Source organism: Streptomyces sp. NBC_01410 (genome assembly GCF_045040195.1).
GTDB lineage: Bacteria > Actinomycetota > Actinomycetes > Streptomycetales > Streptomycetaceae > Streptomyces.
In genome coordinates this window covers 4,319,976-4,338,165 of sequence record NZ_CP109530.1, presented here as the reverse complement: position 1 = coordinate 4,338,165, position 18,190 = coordinate 4,319,976, and the positions used below count along the sequence as shown (strand labels likewise).

Genomic DNA, 18,190 nt, shown 5'->3' with positions numbered 1-18,190 from the left:
CCTGCCCCTCGGGCTTCAGCCTGTCACTGGAGGGAGTCTAAAGGCAGCGGATGTGCGGGAGGCGGCGGATGAGGGGGAGCTCTCACCAAGGTTGTGTGCACAAGGCCTACGCCCTGGGCCTATGACCTGGTGTTCGGCAGTACGGGCTCCATGGTGTGCCATCGCGAGATTTCGCAGCCGTTGGTCCGGCTGAAGGTGGCATCCACCGGCCGTCCCTGCCAGGTGCCGGTGATGCGCGCGGTCTCGTCACCACCCATCTGCTCCGTACACATCTGGTCCTGCCGCACCGGCGCGAACGGGTCCTTCCCCTCCAGCGCCAACTCGTCCAGCCGGTCGCAGGCGTCCTGCGCCGCCGGGTGGTCCCCGCCGGTGGGCCCGCACCGAAGCTCGTACATCCCGTCGGTCCGGGCGGTGTCGGACACGGTCACGGTCAGCTCGTCCTCGGCCGGCGCGGACAGCAGCGCCAAGGGCAGCGGAAGGGACGAGGCCCCGGCGGCGGGGACGGCGGCGGCCAGCGCGGCGGCGGAGGCGGTTGCGATGAGGACGATGCGGCGCAGCATGGAAACTCCTGGAGCTCGAGAGTCACGGTTCCGTCCGGGGCCCGGGGCCCCGGCATCTTTAACGCTCCGTGGGCCGCGGCGTTGCGCAACCGGAGAAGCGCTTTGCTCTGTGGCCCGCGCGCCTAGTACCGTGGACAGCGATTGGTGACACCCCACCGGGCTGTGTCATCATCTGCACGCACCACTCGCGCCCGCGCGGGTGAGCTGGAGGCGTCGCCTAGTCCGGTCTATGGCGCCGCACTGCTAATGCGGTTTGGGTCTTAAAGCCCATCGAGGGTTCAAATCCCTCCGCCTCCGCCAGTTGATCACCGAAGCCCCGGCCTGATGGCCGGGGCTTCGGTCGTTCACGGCTGCTTCGCGGGGGCGATTCAGAGGCGTTTCTGCGGCGTTTTCGCAGGTCAGGCAGGATGTGCTTAACGGATTTCACCTGACGGCGCGGGTCATGTAATGTTGTTCCCGCAACGCCGACCGGGCAGAACAGCCCAGGACGCACAAGCACTCGTAGCTTAACGGATAGAGCATCTGACTACGGATCAGAAGGTTGCAGGTTCGAATCCTGCCGAGTGCACAACAGGCCAGAGGCCCTGTCGAGAGATCGACAGGGCCTCTGGTTTTTGGTTTGACGGCGGTGGTTGACGGCAACCGCCTCTAGATCGCGGCGATTGCTCCAGTCGAGTCGTCATCGCTGTCCGGCCGGTTGCCGTCAATGCCTGCCAGCGCATCACTGACGCGGTCGAAGGCGGCCCGCTGGGTGTCCAGCCGGACGAACGTGTAGACGTCCATGGTCACGCGGATCGAGCTGTGCCCGAGGACCTCCATGATCGTCCTAGCGTCGGCCCCTTGCTCGTGCAGCAGCGAGGCACAGGTGTGCCGAAGATCGTGGAAGCGCACCTGGCGGATACCGGCGCGCCGACTCAGGGTCTCGAAGGCGCGGTTCAGGTTGCGCGGTTCTATCGGTGTCCCGTTGCGAGTCGTGAAGACCAGATCTGTTGTCGTCCACTTGTCCCCGCGAGCCAGTCGGTCGGTGTGCTGCTGAGCGCGGCAGGCACGCAGCGCGATCGCACACTCAGCAGGCAGCGGCACTCGGCGCGTGGAGCGAGCTGTCTTCGTGGCCGCTCGCACCAGCTATCGCCGTCACGTCGGCCATTCCCGCCCACCTGGTCGGCCTGATGCCTGAGCCGAAGCCGGAGGAGCCCGCGGACCTCTGGGACAAGGCCAATGAACCTGACGACCCGTACGCCGTCAAAGCGCATCAGAGTGACTATGAGCCGTCCGACCTCGACGACGACCAGGAGCCCGAGGAAGAGGACTACGTACCGTGGACTCCTTTCCAGCGGCTGGCGGAACGGCACGGACCGATCAGCTTCACTACGACCGTGACTGCACGCATGCCTTTCGGTGACGAGCCTGGCGATCTGGACGTATCCAGCGGCACACCCGTCCTCGATGTCCGACGGACGATGGTGGACAGCCATGGCCGACCCCTGGAAGTCACCACGATCACGGCACCATCGGATCGCTTCGAAGTTGCCAGCGCACCACAGTGGTTGGCCACGGCCCGCAGCACGGGAGCAGAGTCCGCCGCAGCGCTCACCCTGTAGGTCCCGCAAGTTTTCTTTACAAGGTCAAGGCGGCTCGCTCCGCTCGCCGCGCGCTCCCCGGCTCACCGCCGGGTCCCGACGCTCCGTGTCTTCGCCACCGCTCGGGCCCCGGCTGCGCCGGTCGCGCCGCTGGAGCGAGGCGACTTGGCCGAGGCGAAAACGGCCAGTGGGTGGCTGGGGCGGTCGGCTTCGCGGCTTTACGCAGCCACCATGGGGCGAGCCTCGAAGATCGGGGCCCAGATCGGACTACTGCGGGCAGGCCAGGTGCCGGCCCGATTCGCGGCCAGCTTATGGGCCCCGATCTCTCGCCCCATTGCAGCTCCCGCCCAAAGCCGCTGCGCCAACCTTGTATCGGTCAGCAGCGCGAAGTGCCCGCGATGGTCCGTGCTCACCCGGCTGCGCTACTCGGCGCGCCCCACGCACGGCGAAAACATAGCGTGCACGCATGGGCGCGATGCGTACTTACCTTGATCGGTGGGCTGGGCTGAGTACTCGAAGCCAGCACGGCCGACCTGGGCGCACTTCGTGTCGCGAGGCCGACGCCCGCTGGGTGGTTTTGGCATGATGAAGAGGATCTTGGTTGCGCTCGGGATCGTGCTGGTCCTGCAGAGCCTCTTCGCGCTCTGTCTGGTCAGTTCGCTGCAACTGCTGGTGCTGCGCAACGCCCCGATCGGCGTGACCGGTGCTTCCCCGGTCGTGAACGCGGTGACGTCGAAGGTGTCACTCCAGACGCTCAGCTATGCGGACGAATCCGCCGTGCTCGACGCGATCGACCAGAGCAAGCTCTACGGCGCCTATCTGCCCGGTCCGAAGACCGACACGCTGATCGTGGTCCCGGCCAAGAGTTTCTTCGGTCGCGTGGAGCTGGAAGCCGCGTTCGGCGACGCGGCCAAGAAGCTCGGCAAGCCCCTGGTGGTGAAGACCGTCAAGCCGCTGCCCAAGAGCGACCGTCTCGGCGGCGTCGCCGGACTGCTCCTGATCCCGCTGCTCATCGGCGGGTACCTGGCCGCCGTCCTGGTGCTCAAGGCGACCAAGACGGCCGCCGCACCATGGCACGTGGCGATGCTCGTCGGCTACTCGGCGGTCGGCGCCCTCGTGACCGACCTGATTGCCGGGCCGGGGATCGGCGCCTACGACAACAGCCATTTCTGGCCGCTCCTGCCATGCTTCGTCCTGATCACCGCCGCCGTCTCCCTCGCCGCCGCAGCCTTCCAACGCCTCGTCGGCCCCCTGGGCACTCTTCTGGTGGCGGTCCTGTTCATCATCGTGGGCGGGGCCGCGGCCGGCGGGGTCGGGCTCTCCCTCCTGCCCTCCTACTGGCAGCACATCGGCGCCATCTTCCCGCCCCAGCACGCCGTCGCACTGCTGCGCAACGTCATCTACTTCAACGGAAACAACATCACCACGCCGCTCATCGTCCTCGGCCTGTACGCGCTGGCGGGGGGCATCATCATCGGCTACCTGGGCCGGTGGCGACCGGTCAAGAAGGTCGGCGCGACAGCCCCCTCGCACAGGGCGGGTTCCACTACCGAACCATCCTCCGGGCCAAGACCCCTCGTGCGGGCCCTCGTCGCGTTGGCGATCGCCGCAGTGATGCAGTGCCTGTTCACTGCGAACTACATCAGCTCCGCGCACGAGCCCGTCGCGACCGACCTCCCGATCGGTGCCACAGGCCACTCCCCGATCCTGACCGCGGCCCAGAAGAACCTCTCACTCAAGGTCACCCTCTATCCCGACGAATCCGCCGTGAAAGACGCGATCGACCAGGCCAAGATCTACGGCGCGCTCATCCCCGGACCGACATCAACCACTCTTCTCGTCGTCCCCACCCTCAGCGATATCGCACCCCTCGACCTGGCAGGGAACTTCGAGGTAGCCGCGAAGAAGCTCGGACAACCTCTCCACGTCCAGCAGTACGCGCCCCATCCGCTGGCGAAGAAGGACCCCTTCGGCCTGGTCGAGTCGCTGATGCTGATCCCGCTGCTCGTCGGCGGATACATGGGCGCGACGATGCTCAGAGCAACGACCGGGACCTCGGTCGGACGCTGGCGCCTGCCCGCACTTGCTGGGTTCGCCGTCCTCGCCGCCCTGCTGGTCAACGTCGTCGTCTGCTTCTGGCTCAAGGGCTACCCCGCGCCCAAGTTCTGGATCGTCTGGCCGATCCTCAGCCTGATCATCGCGGCGGTCGCCGTCGTCGCCGCCGTCCTGCAAAAGCTCCTGGGTGCCGCCGGAACTCTCGTGACCGTCATCGTGGTCATGCTCTTCGGCAACCCCTCATCCGGTGGAGCGAACGGAGTCCCCTACCTACCGGCGTTCTGGCGCGCCATCGGCCCGTACCTGCCACCCCGCAACGCCTACATCCTGCTCCGCAACTCGATCTACTTCGACGGTCACGGCACCACGCAGGCCCTCATCGTCCTGTTGCTCTACCTGGTCGTCCCCGCCGTGGCCCTCCTCCTGCTCTACCGGTTCCGCACACCGGACACCCACGTGACCCCGGAGACCGAGGCCGAAGCAACAGCAGTGACCGTCCCCGTCGGCGGCCTCCCGTAGTCCAGCCGGTCAAACCAACGGCGAGTGGACCGGCTACAGCATCGATCGCGCCCGCATTCATGGATGCAGGCGGCACGGGTCGCTATAGATCGCCAGTGGGACCACAACCGCCAACACGATGGCTAGTCGCTGCCTCACGGCCGGGCGCCTCGGGGCTCGGTCTCCCAGTAGGGGTTGCCGGGTGCCGGTTCCACTCGCCAGAAGCACTCTGTCACCGCCTTGAACTGACGATGCGTCGGATGCAGCCCCGTGTGCTTGAGCGCCCATACCTCCACCGGCAACCGCTCGCCGTCCACGGGCTGTGCCTCAGCGCCGCAGGTGACACAGGTCGCCGAGAAGATCGCCTGAGGTGCACCCTCGGCCGACTCGGCGCTCAGCGTCCACTCGGCGGCTGTGATGATCGTGTGCGGAGTCATCAGAACCCCCGGTTCTGACTACGCCTGTTGGTCTCAGCGACCCGCGCGCTCAGCGCCTCATCCGAGCTCGCCTCGCGGATGTCCTGCGGCGCTACGTCCCACTCGCGGCCACCTTCTAAGGGGCGCAGCTGGACCCTTGGCCCAACTTGGCCCATCACGCGACCGACCTTGTTCCGCTTCGTGTCGGCAGCCAGCGAACCGATCTCCAGCGCGGCAGGAGTCACGCTTTCCGGCCCGTCTGCCCTTGTCCCAGCCATGGTCACCACCTCGTGGTCTTGCGTCTCGTACCGCCAAGACCAAAGCGTGATCGCTGTGTTCTGAGCCACACTTGATGCGTGCAGCGCATACGCGCATGCACCAAGCGCATTCGGATGCCAAGTGGCGCGGCCGGGGGACCTACCGTACGGAGAGGTGAGTCGATGAACTGGTCCAAGCAGGCCATCCGGGACGCGTCGCGCGAGAGCGACTACGGGCGCGTCATTCAGCTTGCCCGTAGGGAACGGGGCTTTACGCAGCGCCAGTTAGGCGAGGCATGCGGCCTCACGCAGTCCGCCGTCTCACGGCTCGAAGGCCGGGCAGCGGGCCCGTACAACATGAGCATTCTGGCGAGCGCCGCCGCCTGCCTGGGTCTCCCCCCTCGTCTCGTCGGTCTCGCCGACGGAACAGCAGCCGCAGATGGAAGAGACCCAGTGGAACGCCGAGAATTCCTGGCAGGAGCCGTTGCCGCAGCAGCGACGCCCGCCCTGGTAGCCATTCCGATACCCGAGCGCCAGGAGGCCGGCCAGGCCGCCACGCTCAGACTCGCCACGACAGCGTTCCGGCGTATGGACGGGTCGACCCCGTCACGGCAGCTGTCCGAGGTTGTCTTCGCCCATCTGCGCCTGGTGCAGAGCGTCGCGGCGGAGGCACCTGACGAGGACCAGCGCGTCAGACTCGCTGCAGTGGGCAGCGAGGCAGCGAGTCTGGCCGGATGGCTGAGCTGGGACATGGGCGACCACGGTTCGGCCCGCACCTGGTACGGATCGGCCATCAAGGCTGCCCGTCGCTCGGGGAACCGGCTGCTCGCCGCGTACCAGATCGGCAGCCTGGCCCAGATGGAGGCGGACGCCGGCAACGCTGCCCAAGGGCTGAATCTGACGCGGTCTGCTCGACGGCACCTCGGTACGACTGCTCCGGCCATCGCGGACGCGTGGCTGTGCACGGTGGAAGCCCTTTCACATGCCGCAGCGGGGGATGAGCGCTCGACCGATCAAGCCCTCGTGCGCAGCCGGACGGCAGCGGCACTCATCACAGCGGAGGAGCCCCCACCATGGCCTTGGGTCTTCACCTTCAATGAGGCGAAGATCTCTGCGTGCCGGGTGGCGTGCGGTGCGCGTCTCGGGCTGCCCTCGTGGGTGTTCGGCAGGCACGACGACAGAGCGACAGCAATGCCATCGGCGCACGCCAAACAACATGCGCTGCTGCAACTCGACTTCGCGGCCGGGCACCAAGCCGCTGGACGGTTGGAGGCCGCCTACGTCCTTGCGACACAGGCTGTCGAGTCCGGGCTGCGCTACCGGTCCGGGCGGGTCGTCGAGCGGGCCCGCGTTTTCCGGCGGGCGTACACCAGCAGCACGCCGCCCAAGGTGGTGCGGACATTCGACGACCGGTTGCACGGCGTGTACCTGTGAGGTGAGAGGGGACGGAATGAGGGTCGGAATCACCGGGCATCGCGGTCTGCCTGCGGAGGTGGAGGAGCGTGTGAAGCGAGCGATCAGCGAGGTTGTGAGCGGCATTCCCGCCGCCGATCTCGTGGGCATCTCCTGCATTGCTGACGGGCCCGACGCCTGGTTCGCACAGGCTGTGCTTCGCCACGGTGGCGCTCTGGAAGTCGTCGTCCCCGCCGAGAAGTATCGGGATTCGCTGCCCGAGTGGCATCACGCGGTGTACGACGACCTCATGCACCGGGCCGTCCAGGTCCACGAGACCGGGCTGACGGAGTCCGACTCGAACGCTCACATGGTGGGCAGCGAGATCCTGGTCGGTCTGGCGGACGAACTGGTCGCCGTCTGGGACGGAGAGCCCGCGCGTGGCTATGGCGGCACTGCGGATGTGGTCAGCTACGCCGAGCGCACAGGGGTGCCGGTCCGGGTGGTTTGGCCCGAGGGTGCAAGCCGCGACTGACGGCAACCCAGTGGTGCCCGGATTAGCCAACGGTCCCTGACCGATTCAGCAGGTCAGGGGCCGTTCGTCTGCGGTGGGTGTGGGATTTGAACCCATGGTGACATCGCGGCCACGACGGTTATCAAGAATCGCTGATGGGCGACGCCCGGAGAGAGATCGGGGCTGCTGTCCCTTTTTGCACCTGAGGAAGCTCGCGTCTTGCTCAGGAATGATCGATTCCTCTGGGGCGGGGGGCATGAACCTGCCAGGGTCGTGCTCGGCCCGCCCAGATGGGGCGGCATAGGGGGGAGACCCACATGGGAGTTTCTGTCAGACGCGGACCGCTGGCTTCCGCGATCGCTTTCACCGCGCTGGCCGTTATGGCTGCGCCGGCACATGCGCTCGCCACACCGGTTGCTTCTGTTTCTGCGTCCGAGGAGCCGACCGCGGTCAATACCGCTCCGCCCGTGGAGCCGGAGGAGACCGATCTGGGGCCTGCGCCTGAGTTGGAGCCGCTGCCGGGGGAGACCGGGAAGCCGCCCGTCGACAGGCCGGACGCCGAATACTGCGGGCCCACGCAGCGGATCTACACCCCCTCGAGCAAGGGCGCGCAGTACCACGCGGGGGTCGGTCCGACGAACTCGAACTACAACGGGACGTCGCGGGTCGCACGCTCTACCTTCACTTCCGAAGTCACTGGCGAGGTTGGTGTCAGCGTCACGGTCGGCCTGTCCACCAGCATTGATGTCATGATCGCCAAGATCGAGGCCAAGTACGACGTGAATCTGTCGGCCAAGCTGACTGCGAAGCTGGGCAACTCGATCGCGGTCGACACCCCGCCGCGGAAGACCACCAACGCGAAGTACGGCGTTTTCCGGCTCAAGAACACCGGCACGAGCTACATCATCTACAGCAACTGCAGGACCAGCGCCAAGAAGACGGTCACCAGCTACACGCCGCTGAAGGTCGGCTGGTACCTGTGGGAGAGCTAAGACACGCTCTCGGGTGCCGCCCGCACCGTGGCGGCACAGGCCTGTTGATCGCCGCCTTGCTGCTGGGGATCAGCGGCTGTTCCGATGACGACGCAAAGTCCCAGCCGACGTCCACCTCGGCATCACCCGTGAAGCCGATGCCCACAAGCACCACGGGCAGTAGTAGGGCGGAGCACATCGAGGGCGAAACCGTCACCCAGGCGCCCAAGCCAGTCGACGGCAAGGCCGTCCTCAGGGTGGCATCGCGCACAGGCAACGCCACCCTGCCTCTGAGTGACATCGGTGCCGGGCGGCTGGCCATCCAGGTCAACTGCCAGGGGAAGGGCACCCTCACGGTGTCCGTCACACCAATCGGCCTCAGCTTCCCGCTCGAATGCGTGGACCACGAGGTGAGCAGTACCTACAACGAGATCCGCCTGAAGCGAGCGCGTAGCGAAGCGGCCATTCAGATCACGGCTCCGTCGGCGGTCATCTGGGCACTTACCGTCGAGCAGTGAAGAACAGCGGATGGAGCGCGTCGCCGAGCATCCCCTCAGCAACGCGTTCTGCAGTAGGAGTACAGCAGCGCTGTACCGCAACCACAGCAACCGTCCTCGTCCGGTAGCGCCCCTCCGCGACCGTGAAGCGGCCGGTGCGGCCGTCGCTGACCGGTCCGGCTGGAGCTACCGATCAGAAGGTTGCAGGTTCGAATCCTGCCGAGTGCACACAGCTCAGAGGCCCCTCGGAGAAATCCGAGGGGCCTCTTGCGTTGCCGCGAATCCTGAGCTCTCGCGGAGCCGATCGGGTGGCCCGGGCCGGGTGGTGGTGCGGAAATCTCGGCGATGCGGTGGACGAGCCGTAAGTCTGACCGGGTTCGGGTTGTGGTCGAGGAGGCGTGCGGAGTGCGGGAACTCGCGATCATCGAGGCGCCCTCCGTCCTCGGGCTGCGGCCGACCGGGGTTGAGGAGCTGCCGCGGGCGCTGCTCCGGGCCGGGCTGGTGGAGGGGCTGGGGGCCGTGCGGGGTGGGCGGGTTGAGGCGCCGGCGTACGAGGTGGGGCGCGATCCCGAGAGCGGGGTGCTCAATTCGGGTGGAATCGCGCGGTACTCCAGCGCACTCGCCGACACCGTGGGTGGCGTCCTTGACCGTGGGCTGTTTCCCGTCGTCCTCGGCGGGGACTGCAGCATCCTGCTCGGCAATCTCCTCGCGCTCCGGCGACGGGGGCGGTACGGACTGCTCTTCCTCGACGGGCACACCGATTTCTATCAGCCGTCCGCGGAGCCGGCCGGTGAGGTGGCGTCGATGGAGCTCGCGCTGGCGACGGGGCGCGGGCCGCGGGTGCTTGCCGATCTGGAAGGGCTGGGGCCGTTGGTGCGGGACGAGGATGTCGTCGCGCTCGGGTTCCGGGATGCAGGCGAGTCCGCGGAGGCCGGGATGCAGGCGCTGCCGCCGCAGTTGGGCGCGGTCGATCTCGACGGCGTGCGGGCTGTCGGGGCCGCGGCGGCGGCGCGGGGGGCCGTGGGGCGGCTCGGGGAGTACTGGGTGCACCTCGATGTGGATGTGCTGGACGACGCGGTCATGCCCGCCGTCGACTACCGGCTTCCCGGCGGGCTGAGCTGGGCCGAGCTGGAGAGCGTGCTGCGCACGGCGCTCGGGGACGAGCGGGCCGTCGGCTTCGATGTCACGATCTTCAATCCCCGTCTCGATCCCGACGGGAGCATCGCCGCGAGGCTCGTCGAGTGCCTGCGCCGGGGGCTGTCCGCGCGCACCGGCCGGGGCTGAGCCGGGGCCGGGCCGGGGCTGAGTCGGGCTGGTCAGGTCTTGGCCGGGGCCGCGCAGGCCTGAAACGATCGCGGGCGATGTCCGTGGGCTCCGGTAACGTCCCCGTTTTCTGCCGGAGGTGTGTGTATGGCGTGGCGCTGCGCAGGACTCAGCTGGCCGCGGGGGACCCGGATTCCCGTGCTCGCGTGGGAAGGCGGGCGGGTCAGTCCGCTGACCGCCGGGAAGGAGCTCGGCTTCCGCGCCGAGGGCGAGCGATCCTGCGTCGGGGCGCGGGGCAATCCCTGTCCGCTCGGGGCCGTCGTGGCGGGCCGGGCGACCCAGGCGCGGTGTGCGGAGTGCGCGCGGCTGGACCGGGCGCACTCGGTGGCCGCCGACACCATCGCGGACGACCCCAGGACGTACCGCGTGTATCTCGCCTGGTTCGGTCGAGAGATGGTCAAGGTCGGCATCACCGCCGAGGAGCGCGGGCCCGCGCGGCTGCTCGAGCAGGGTGCCGTCGTCTTCAGCTGGCTGGGGCGCGGTCCGCTGATGGCCGCGCGGCGGACCGAGGAGCTGATGCGCAGTGCGCTGGGAGTGCCGGACCGGATTCCGTACGCGGCCAAGCGCGCCGTGCGGGCCGCCCTGCCCGGGGCGGCCGAGCGGGCCGCGGAGATCGGGGAGCTGCACCGCCGCGCGGTGGCGCTCGCCGGGTGGGCCGAGTCGCTGGAGCGGCTGGATTTCGAGGCGGTCGACCACGCCGAGGTGTTCGGGCTCGACGGTCTGCCCGCCGCGACCGCGGTGGTGCGCGAGGTGGTCGACGGCGGGGTCGTCGCCGGGCGCGTGGTGGCAGCGGCCGGGCCCGATCTGCATCTGCGGACCGCGGACGACGGGCTTGTCGTGCTCGATACGCGGCTGATGACCGGCTGGTCGCTCCTCGGCGCCGGGCCGGGGGAGGGCGTGACGGTGCCCCTACTCGACGTCGCCGGCGGGGCCGTTCAGGACGGGCTCTTCTGACCGCATGGTCAAGTCTTGGATCCCCTTTGGATCCCTTACGGCAATGAGGCTGGACACTTCCCCGACCCGGAACGGACGCTGGGTGTCATGAGCATCCAGAACATCAGGCCTGTCGCGGCACATGAACCGCCTTACTACACAGTGGTCTTCACCTCCGTCCGTACCGACCGCCCCGAGGGATACGGTGAGACCGCCGAGCGGATGAAGGAACTGGTGCGGGAGGTGCCCGGGTTCCTCGGGTACGAGTCGGCCATGACTCCCGGCGGGATCGCGATCACCGTCGGCTACTTCAGGGACGAGGAAGCCATCGCCGCCTGGCAGCGGAATCTGGAGCACCAGGCCGCGCAGAAGCGCGGACGCGCCCAGTGGTACGAGAGCTACAGCGTGCATATCGGCAAGGTGGAGCGGAGTTACGGCTTTGAGCGAGAGTGACGACGTCCGGATGTTCTGGCAGCGGCTCGGGCTGCCCGGACTCGTGGACGTACACACCCACTTCATGCCCGAGCAGGTCCTCAGGAAGGTGTGGGCGTACTTCGATGCCGTCGGCCCGCTGACCGGCATGGAATGGCCCATCACCTACCGGCACGAGGAGGAGGAACGCGTCGCGCTGCTGCGGGAGTTCGGGGTGCGCTCGTTCACCTCGATGCTCTATCCGCACAAGGCGGGCATGGCCGCGTGGCTGAACGGCTGGGCCGCGGACTTCGCCGAGCGCACTCCCGGCTGTCTGCACACCGCCACCCTCTTCCCGGAGGAGGGCGTCGAGCGGTACGTGCGCGAGGCGGTCGAGCGCGGGGCGCGGGTCTTCAAGGCGCACCTCCAGGTGGGGGCGTACGACCCCAACGACGCGCTGCTCGACCCCGTCTGGGGACTGCTCGCCGAGGCCGGAATCCCAGTGGTGGCGCACTGCGGCTCCGGGCCCGTGCCCGGCAAGCACACCGGGCCCGAGCCGGTGGGCCGCCTGCTCGCGCGGCATCCGCGGCTGCGGCTGGTCGTCGCCCACATGGGGATGCCGGAGTACACCGACTTCCTCGATCTCGCGGAGCGCTACCGGGAGGTGCGGCTGGACGCGACGATGGCGTTCACGGACTTCAGTGAGCGCCTCAGCCCCTTCCCTGCCGGGGAGCGGGCCCGGCTGGCGGCGCTCGCGGACCGGGTGCTGCTCGGGACCGACTTCCCCAACATCCCGTATCCGTACGTCCATCAACTGCGGGCGCTGGAACGGCTGGATCTCGGGGACGACTGGCTGCGCGCGGTGTGCCACGACAACGGCGCGGCTCTCTTCGGTCTCAGCTAGCCGTCGCACCCAGCGTTTTCTCAGGGAATTCACAGCAAAGGGCAAGGACCCTCTCAGGGCGCGGTCGCAGGGTGACCAGCATGACCGCGACCTCGCCCCAGGGGCGTACCGAAATGCTCAGGCCGGACGGCAGCCCTGTCCGGGTGCTCGTCGTGGACGACGAGGCGGCGCTGAGCGAGCTGCTGTCGATGGCCCTGCGCTACGAGGGCTGGGAGGTGCGCAGCGCCGGGGACGGCGCGGGCGCTGTGCGTTCCGCGCGCGATTTCCGGCCCGACGCGGTGGTGCTCGACGTGATGCTGCCCGACATGGACGGGCTCGCCGTCCTGGGGCGGCTGCGGCGCGAACTGCCTGAGGTGCCGGTGCTCTTCCTCACCGCCAGAGACGCGGTCGAGGACCGGATCGCCGGACTGACGGCGGGCGGCGACGACTATGTCACCAAGCCCTTCTCGCTGGAGGAGGTGGTGGCCAGGCTGCGCGGTCTGATCCGCAGGTCCGGGGCCGCGACCGTACGCAGCGAGTCGCTGCTGGCGGTCGGGGATCTGACCCTCGACGAGGACAGCCACGAGGTCAGCCGGGGCGGTGCGTCGATCCATCTGACGGCGACCGAGTTCGAGCTGCTGCGCTTCTTGATGCGCAATCCGCGGAGGGTGCTCAGCAAGGCGCAGATCCTGGACCGTGTGTGGTCGTACGACTTCGGCGGGCAGGCCAATGTCGTCGAGCTGTACGTCTCGTATCTCCGCAAGAAGATCGACGCGGGTCGTCCGCCGATGATCCACACCCGGCGCGGGGCCGGATATCTGATCAAGCCGGGCGAATAGTGCGCGGCGTACGTGGACGGCGGCGCAGATGGTCGCTGCGGACCCGGCTCGTGGTCTCGGCGGTGGCGCTGATCGCGGTGGTGTCGGCGGTGATCGGTACGGTCACGACGATCGCCTACCGCACGTATCTGTACGGGCAGTTGGACACCCAGCTGGACACCGTCGGCATGCGTGCCGCCGGACCGCCGGGCCCGGTCGAGGACCGGCCGTTCGCCGGGATGCCGGAGAGGGATCCGCTCGACTTCGTCACCGGCGGCGGTACGCCGGTGGGCACCGTCGGCGCACAGCTCACCCTCAGCGGCACGGTTCTCGACGCCGCGGCCAGCACCGAGCGGACGACGGACGCGCTGGGGCCGAGCCGGAGCCCGCTCACCGCGGCACAGTCCAAGGCTCTGGCGGAGGTCCCGCGCGACGGCCGTCCGCACACGCTGGAACTGCCAGGCCGGGGCGACTACCGGGTCGAGTACCGCACCGGGGTCCGCGGCTCCTACCTCGTCGGGATCCCGACGAAAGACGTGCAGGACGCGCTGGGCACACTGGTCCTGGTCGAGGTCTCCGTCACCGGCGCCGGGCTGATCGCCGCCGGTATCGCGGGCGCCACCCTGGTCGGGGTCGCGCTGCAGCCGCTGCGGCGGGTCGCCGCGACCGCGACCCGCGTCTCCGAACTTCCGCTCCACAGCGGCGAGGTGGCCCTGCACGAGCGCGTCCCGGACACCGAGGCCGATCCGCGGACCGAGGTCGGTCAGGTGGGCGCGGCGCTCAACCGGATGCTGGGGCATGTCGGTTCGGCGCTCGCGGTGCGGCAGGAGAGCGAGACGCGGGTGCGGCAGTTCGTCGCGGATGCCAGCCATGAGCTGCGGACGCCGCTGGCGTCGATCCGCGGCTACGCCGAGCTGACCCGGCGCGGACGCGAGGACGTCGGCGCGGACACCCGGCACGCGCTGGGGCGCATCGAGGCCGAGGCGACGCGGATGACGGGCCTGGTGGAAGATCTGCTGCTGCTCGCACGTCTCGACGCCGGACGCCCGCTCTCGTACGAGAGCACTGATCTCTCGCCGCTGGTCGTTGACGCCGTGGGTGATGCGCAGGCGGCGGGACACGACCACAAGTGGCGTCTGGAGCTCCCGGTGGAACCGGCGACGGTCCAGGGCGACAGCGCCCGCCTGCACCAGGTGCTGGTCAATCTCCTCGCGAACGCCCGTACCCACACACCACCCGGTACGACGGTCACCGCACGCGTGCGACGTGAGGGCAGCCGGGCCGTCGTGCTGGAGGTCGAGGACGACGGCCCCGGCATTCAACCCGACCTGCTGCCGCACATCTTCGAACGGTTCGCGCGCGGCGACGCCTCCAGGTCCCGGCACGCCGGATCCACCGGCCTCGGCCTGGCGATCGTGCAGGCCGTCGTCACGGCGCACGGCGGCACCGTGAGCGTGCGCTCCGAACCGGGGCACACAGTCTTCGCCGTGGCAATGCCCGCGGCGCACGACTCACAGACGGGCCACAGGCACATCACACGGGCGTGACAGCGCGGCCGCCGAGTGTCGTGCCATGCGAACCGACACCCCAAGGGGGACTCTTCCGGCCCGGGAGCATCTGCTCGCCCACACCGCTGGCCGGCCCGTACTCGACGTGGTGATCCCGGTCCACAACGAGGAGAAAGACCTCGAACGGTGCGTGCGCAGACTGCACGACCACCTCGTACGGACCTTCCCGTACGGCTTCAGGATCACCGTCGCCGACAACGCGAGCACCGACGCCACGCCCCAGGTGGCGACCCGGCTCGCCCGCTCCATCCACGAGGTGGAGGCCTGCCGGCTGGAGGAGAAGGGCCGCGGCCGGGCACTGCGCACCGTGTGGTCGCACTCGGACGCCCCCGTACTCGCCTATATGGACGTCGATCTGTCCACCGACCTCAACGCCCTGCTGCCGCTGGTCGCACCGCTGATCTCCGGGCACTCGGACCTCGCGATCGGGTCCCGGCTCGCGCGCTCGTCGCGCGTGGTGCGCGGGCCGAAGCGGGAGTTCATCTCGCGCGCCTACAACCTGATTCTGCGCGGATCGCTCGCGGCGCGGTTCTCGGACGCCCAGTGCGGATTCAAGGCGATACGGCGTGAGGTCGCCGAGCGGCTGCTGCCGATGGTGGAGGACACCGGCTGGTTCTTCGACACCGAGCTGCTGGTGCTGGCCGAGCGGGCCGGGCTGCGGATCCACGAGGTGCCGGTGGACTGGGTCGACGACCCGGACTCGACGGTGCACATCGTGAGCACGGCGACCGAGGACCTCAAGGGCGTCTGGCGGGTGGGGCGTGCGCTGGCGGTCGGCGCGCTGCCGCTGGACCGCCTCGCGCGGCCCTTCGGGGACGATCCGCGTGACCGGCAGCTGAGCGGGGTTCCGGGTGGTCTCGCCCGGCAGCTGGTCGGCTTCTGTGTGGTCGGCGCGCTGTCCACGCTGCTGTATCTGCTGCTGTATTCGCTCTTCAGGGCGGGGGTCGGGCCCCAAGTCGCCAATGCGGGAGCGCTGTTGCTCTCCGCCGTCGCCAACACGGCCGCGAACCGGCGGCTCACCTTCGGGATCCGGGGCCGGGAGCGGGCCGTACGCCATCAGGCGCAGGGCCTGGTCGTGTTCGGCATCGGGCTCGCGCTGACCAGCGGCTCGCTGGCCGCGCTGGACGCGGCCGCCGGAAACCCGTCCCACGGCACCGAGCTCGCGGTCCTGATCGCGGCGAACCTCGCGGCCACGATGCTGCGCTTCCTGCTCTTCCGGGCGTGGGTCTTCCCGGACCGGCGCGACGCCGACGTCCCGGCCGACGGCCACGTCCCGGCCGACGACCATGCCCCAGCCGACGACGAGCGGCCCGCCTCCGAACTTCCGTACACCGTAAGGAACTCACGATGACGACGACTCTTCCCCACGACGGGCTCGCGGTGGCGGAGCGCCCCGGGCACGCCCGCAGCGCGCCGGGCACCCGAATCTGGCGCGGGCGCGCCGACGATGCCGCCTGGGTGCGACCCGCCTTTCTCGGACTTCTGCTTCTCACCGCGCTGCTCTACCTCTACAACCTGAGCGCGTCCGGCTACGCCAACTCCTTCTATTCCGCGGCCGTGCAGGCGGGCAGCGAGAGCTGGAAGGCCTTCTTCTTCGGCTCGTCCGACGCCGCGAACTCCATCACCGTCGACAAGCCCCCGGCCGCGCTCTGGCCGATGGCCCTGTCCGTACGGCTCTTCGGGCTCGGCTCCTGGCAGATCCTGGTCCCCGAGGTGCTGATGGGGGTCGCGACGGTCGGTGTGCTGTACGGCGCCGTACGCCGGCGCTTCTCCCCCGCCGCGGGCCTGATCGCGGGCGCCGCGATGGCCGTGACACCCGTCGCCGCGCTGATGTTCCGCTTCAACAACCCGGATGCGCTGCTCGCGCTGTTGATGACGGTGACGGTGTACTGCGTGCTGCGCGCCCTCGAAGGCGCACGCACGAAGTGGCTGGTCTGGGCGGGTGTGGCGGTCGGCTTCGCCTTCCTGACGAAGACGCTGCAGGCCTTCCTGATCCTGCCGCCGCTGGCCGCCATCTACGCCGTGTGCGCACCGACGACCCTGCGGCGGCGGCTCGGCCAACTGGCGCTGGCCGGGCTCGCGATGATCGTCTCGGCCGGCTGGTGGGTGGCGATCGTCGAGCTGTGGCCCGCGTCCTCGCGGCCGTACATCGGCGGCTCGCAGAACAACAGCTTCCTGGAGGTGACCTTCGGCTACAACGGCCTCGGCCGGATCAACGGCAACGAGACCGGGAGCGTCGGAGGCGGCGGCGGGGGCCGTGGCGGCGGCTGGGGCGAGACCGGCATCGACCGGATGTTCGCCGGGAACATCGGCGGCCAGATCTCCTGGCTGCTGCCCGCCGCGCTGCTGCTGCTCGTCGCGGGGCTTGTCATCACCTGGCGCGCTGGGGGCACCTCCCAGGCCGGCAGGCTCTGGGGGAGATCGGACACCGCGCGGGGCGCGTTCCTGGTCTGGGGCAGCTCACTGCTGATGACCGCCGGGATCTTCAGCTTCATGGCCGGGATCTTCCACGAGTACTACACGGTGGCGCTGGCGCCGTACATCGCCGCGCTCGTCGGCATGGGCGCGACGGTGCTGTGGGAGGAGCGGCGTTCCTACGCGGCCTCGGCGGCGCTGGGCGGCACGGTCGCGGTGACGGCGTACTGGTCGTACACCCTGCTCGGCCGGAGCACGGACTATCTGCCGTGGCTGCGGTGGGCCGTGCTGATCGGCGGTCTGGTGGCCGCGGCCGGGCTGCTGCTCGCCGGCAGGATCGGCCGCCAACTGGCGCTCGGCGTAGCGGGTTTGGGGCTCGCGGCCTCGCTGGCCGGGCCGCTCGCGTACTCCCTCACGACGGTGAGCGAGGGTCACGCGGGCTCGATCGTGACGGCGGGACCTGCGGTGGCCGGTGGCCGCGGCGGTCCGGGCGGCGGCGGTCCCGGTGGGCGGCTCGGCGGTGACGGCGCACGGATGCAGCCCCCCGGGCAGCAGGGGCAGGGGCAGGGTCAGGCTGCCGGGCAGCAGGGTGGCGGCATGCCGGGCGGCGGTATGGGGCAGCCCCCGACGGGCGGGCAGATGAGCCAGGGCCAAGCCCCTCAGGGCCAGGGGCAGATGCCCGGCGGTTTCCCCGGCGTCGGGCAGGGCGAGCGCGGCGCCGGTGGCGGCGGCATGGGCGGTCTCCTCAACGGCGCGAACGTCAACGCCGAGGTCGAGGCCAGGCTGAAGCAGAACGCAGGCGACTACACCTGGATCGCCGCGGCCATCGGCTCCCAGAACGCCGCCAGCTATCAACTCGCCACCGAGAAGCCGGTGATGGCGATCGGCGGCTTCAACGGCAGCGACCCGTCGCCGAGCCTCGCGCAGTTCAAGCAGTACGTCGCGGACGGGAAGATCCACTACTTCATCTCCGGCGGCCAGGGCGGCGGGCCCGGCGGCAGCGGCAGCTCCGGGATCACGACGTGGGTGGAGGCGACGTTCACCAAGGTCACCGTGGACGGCACGACGCTCTACGACCTGACCGACCAGAAATAGCGCT

General features: G+C 69.4%; 17 protein-coding genes and 2 tRNA genes. 16 read left to right on the top strand and 3 right to left on the bottom strand.

The genetic code is table 11. The annotated features are described in order from the left end of the window. Positions 1-119 precede the first annotated feature (119 nt). Entirely contained in the window at positions 120-560 is a 441-nt protein-coding gene (locus OG741_RS19865; protein WP_405599704.1) for an SSI family serine proteinase inhibitor, read from the bottom strand. Positions 561-766: 206 nt separating this feature from the next. Here OG741_RS19865 and OG741_RS19860 point away from each other — a divergent pair. Further along, positions 767-860: transfer RNA gene (locus tag OG741_RS19860), tRNA-Ser, on the top strand. A 195-nt stretch (positions 861-1,055) separates the two neighbouring features. After that, positions 1,056-1,128, top strand: a tRNA-Arg gene (locus tag OG741_RS19855). An 80-nt stretch (positions 1,129-1,208) separates the two neighbouring features. Here the strand turns inward: OG741_RS19855 and OG741_RS19850 are convergent. After that, a complete protein-coding gene (locus OG741_RS19850; RefSeq protein WP_405599702.1) occupies positions 1,209-1,682 on the bottom strand; it encodes a tyrosine-type recombinase/integrase in 474 nt (157 codons plus the stop codon). Positions 1,683-1,729: 47 nt separating this feature from the next. Here OG741_RS19850 and OG741_RS19845 point away from each other — a divergent pair, with 47 nt between their 5' ends. Further along, positions 1,730-2,161: a UTRA domain-containing protein gene (locus tag OG741_RS19845; protein ID WP_405599701.1), complete on the top strand. Its 432-nt coding sequence runs from the start codon at positions 1,730-1,732 to the stop codon at positions 2,159-2,161. A gap of 561 nt (positions 2,162-2,722) precedes the next feature. Then, positions 2,723-4,714, top strand: coding sequence for a hypothetical protein (locus OG741_RS19840; protein WP_405599699.1), 1,992 nt, complete (start codon positions 2,723-2,725; stop codon positions 4,712-4,714). 134 nt (positions 4,715-4,848) lie between these two features. Here OG741_RS19840 and OG741_RS19835 read toward each other — a convergent pair whose 3' ends face one another. Further along, positions 4,849-5,130 carry a hypothetical protein gene (locus OG741_RS19835; RefSeq protein WP_405599696.1) on the bottom strand — a complete coding sequence of 94 codons (282 nt, stop codon included), beginning with the start codon at positions 5,128-5,130 and terminating at the stop codon, positions 4,849-4,851. Positions 5,131-5,549: 419 nt separating this feature from the next. On the opposite strand from OG741_RS19835, the gene OG741_RS19830 reads away from it, so the two are divergent. From OG741_RS19830 to OG741_RS19775, 12 genes are all read left to right on the top strand, one after another. Continuing rightward, positions 5,550-6,800, top strand: a complete 1,251-nt coding sequence (locus OG741_RS19830) for a helix-turn-helix domain-containing protein (protein ID WP_405599694.1) — start codon at positions 5,550-5,552, stop codon at positions 6,798-6,800. Positions 6,801-6,816: 16 nt separating this feature from the next. Continuing rightward, complete coding sequence (locus OG741_RS19825) at positions 6,817-7,293, top strand: hypothetical protein (RefSeq protein WP_405599692.1); 477 nt, start codon at positions 6,817-6,819, stop codon at positions 7,291-7,293. A gap of 296 nt (positions 7,294-7,589) precedes the next feature. Next, positions 7,590-8,264, top strand: coding sequence for a hypothetical protein (locus OG741_RS19820; protein ID WP_405599689.1), 675 nt, complete (start codon positions 7,590-7,592; stop codon positions 8,262-8,264). 44 nt (positions 8,265-8,308) lie between these two features. Beyond that, a complete protein-coding gene (locus OG741_RS19815) occupies positions 8,309-8,761 on the top strand; it encodes a hypothetical protein (protein WP_405599686.1) in 453 nt (150 codons plus the stop codon). 384 nt (positions 8,762-9,145) lie between these two features. Further along, positions 9,146-10,024, top strand: coding sequence for an arginase family protein (locus tag OG741_RS19810; protein ID WP_405599683.1), 879 nt, complete (start codon positions 9,146-9,148; stop codon positions 10,022-10,024). 126 nt (positions 10,025-10,150) lie between these two features. Then, complete coding sequence (locus OG741_RS19805; RefSeq protein WP_405599682.1) at positions 10,151-11,017, top strand: DUF2797 domain-containing protein; 867 nt, start codon at positions 10,151-10,153, stop codon at positions 11,015-11,017. A gap of 87 nt (positions 11,018-11,104) precedes the next feature. After that, positions 11,105-11,449, top strand: a complete 345-nt coding sequence (locus OG741_RS19800) for an antibiotic biosynthesis monooxygenase family protein (RefSeq protein ID WP_405599681.1) — start codon at positions 11,105-11,107, stop codon at positions 11,447-11,449. Positions 11,450-11,459: 10 nt separating this feature from the next. Beyond that, positions 11,460-12,311, top strand: a complete 852-nt coding sequence (locus tag OG741_RS19795; RefSeq protein WP_405605661.1) for an amidohydrolase family protein — start codon at positions 11,460-11,462, stop codon at positions 12,309-12,311. An 80-nt stretch (positions 12,312-12,391) separates the two neighbouring features. Further along, positions 12,392-13,129, top strand: a complete 738-nt coding sequence (locus OG741_RS19790) for a response regulator transcription factor (protein ID WP_323136063.1) — start codon at positions 12,392-12,394, stop codon at positions 13,127-13,129. After that, entirely contained in the window at positions 13,129-14,655 is a 1,527-nt protein-coding gene (locus tag OG741_RS19785; RefSeq protein WP_405599679.1) for a sensor histidine kinase, read from the top strand. The genes OG741_RS19790 and OG741_RS19785 overlap by 1 nt, the downstream gene beginning before the upstream one ends. A 25-nt stretch (positions 14,656-14,680) precedes the next feature. Further along, positions 14,681-16,027 carry a glycosyltransferase gene (locus tag OG741_RS19780; RefSeq protein ID WP_405599677.1) on the top strand — a complete coding sequence of 449 codons (1,347 nt, stop codon included), beginning with the start codon at positions 14,681-14,683 and terminating at the stop codon, positions 16,025-16,027. Next, entirely contained in the window at positions 16,024-18,186 is a 2,163-nt protein-coding gene (locus tag OG741_RS19775) for an ArnT family glycosyltransferase (RefSeq protein ID WP_405599675.1), read from the top strand. The genes OG741_RS19780 and OG741_RS19775 overlap by 4 nt, the downstream gene beginning before the upstream one ends. Positions 18,187-18,190 lie beyond the last annotated feature (4 nt).

What these genes read in the sequence shown, in the direction of transcription:
- OG741_RS19840 (WP_405599699.1), top strand. Translation starts at nt 2,723, where the DNA reads ATGATGAAGAGGATCTTGGTTGCGCTCGGGATCGTGCTGGTCCTGCAG.
- OG741_RS19825 (WP_405599692.1), top strand. Translation starts at nt 6,817, where the DNA reads ATGAGGGTCGGAATCACCGGGCATCGCGGTCTGCCTGCGGAGGTGGAG.
- OG741_RS19800 (WP_405599681.1), top strand. Translation starts at nt 11,105, where the DNA reads ATGAGCATCCAGAACATCAGGCCTGTCGCGGCACATGAACCGCCTTAC.
- OG741_RS19845 (WP_405599701.1), top strand. Translation starts at nt 1,730, where the DNA reads ATGCCTGAGCCGAAGCCGGAGGAGCCCGCGGACCTCTGGGACAAGGCC.
- OG741_RS19775 (WP_405599675.1), top strand. Translation starts at nt 16,024, where the DNA reads ATGACGACGACTCTTCCCCACGACGGGCTCGCGGTGGCGGAGCGCCCC.
- OG741_RS19865 (WP_405599704.1), bottom strand. Translation starts at nt 560, where the DNA reads ATGCTGCGCCGCATCGTCCTCATCGCAACCGCCTCCGCCGCCGCGCTG.
- OG741_RS19795 (WP_405605661.1), top strand. Translation starts at nt 11,460, where the DNA reads ATGTTCTGGCAGCGGCTCGGGCTGCCCGGACTCGTGGACGTACACACC.
- OG741_RS19820 (WP_405599689.1), top strand. Translation starts at nt 7,590, where the DNA reads ATGGGAGTTTCTGTCAGACGCGGACCGCTGGCTTCCGCGATCGCTTTC.
- OG741_RS19835 (WP_405599696.1), bottom strand. Translation starts at nt 5,130, where the DNA reads ATGACTCCGCACACGATCATCACAGCCGCCGAGTGGACGCTGAGCGCC.
- OG741_RS19790 (WP_323136063.1), top strand. Translation starts at nt 12,392, where the DNA reads ATGACCGCGACCTCGCCCCAGGGGCGTACCGAAATGCTCAGGCCGGAC.
- OG741_RS19830 (WP_405599694.1), top strand. Translation starts at nt 5,550, where the DNA reads ATGAACTGGTCCAAGCAGGCCATCCGGGACGCGTCGCGCGAGAGCGAC.
- OG741_RS19780 (WP_405599677.1), top strand. Translation starts at nt 14,681, where the DNA reads ATGCGAACCGACACCCCAAGGGGGACTCTTCCGGCCCGGGAGCATCTG.
- OG741_RS19805 (WP_405599682.1), top strand. Translation starts at nt 10,151, where the DNA reads ATGGCGTGGCGCTGCGCAGGACTCAGCTGGCCGCGGGGGACCCGGATT.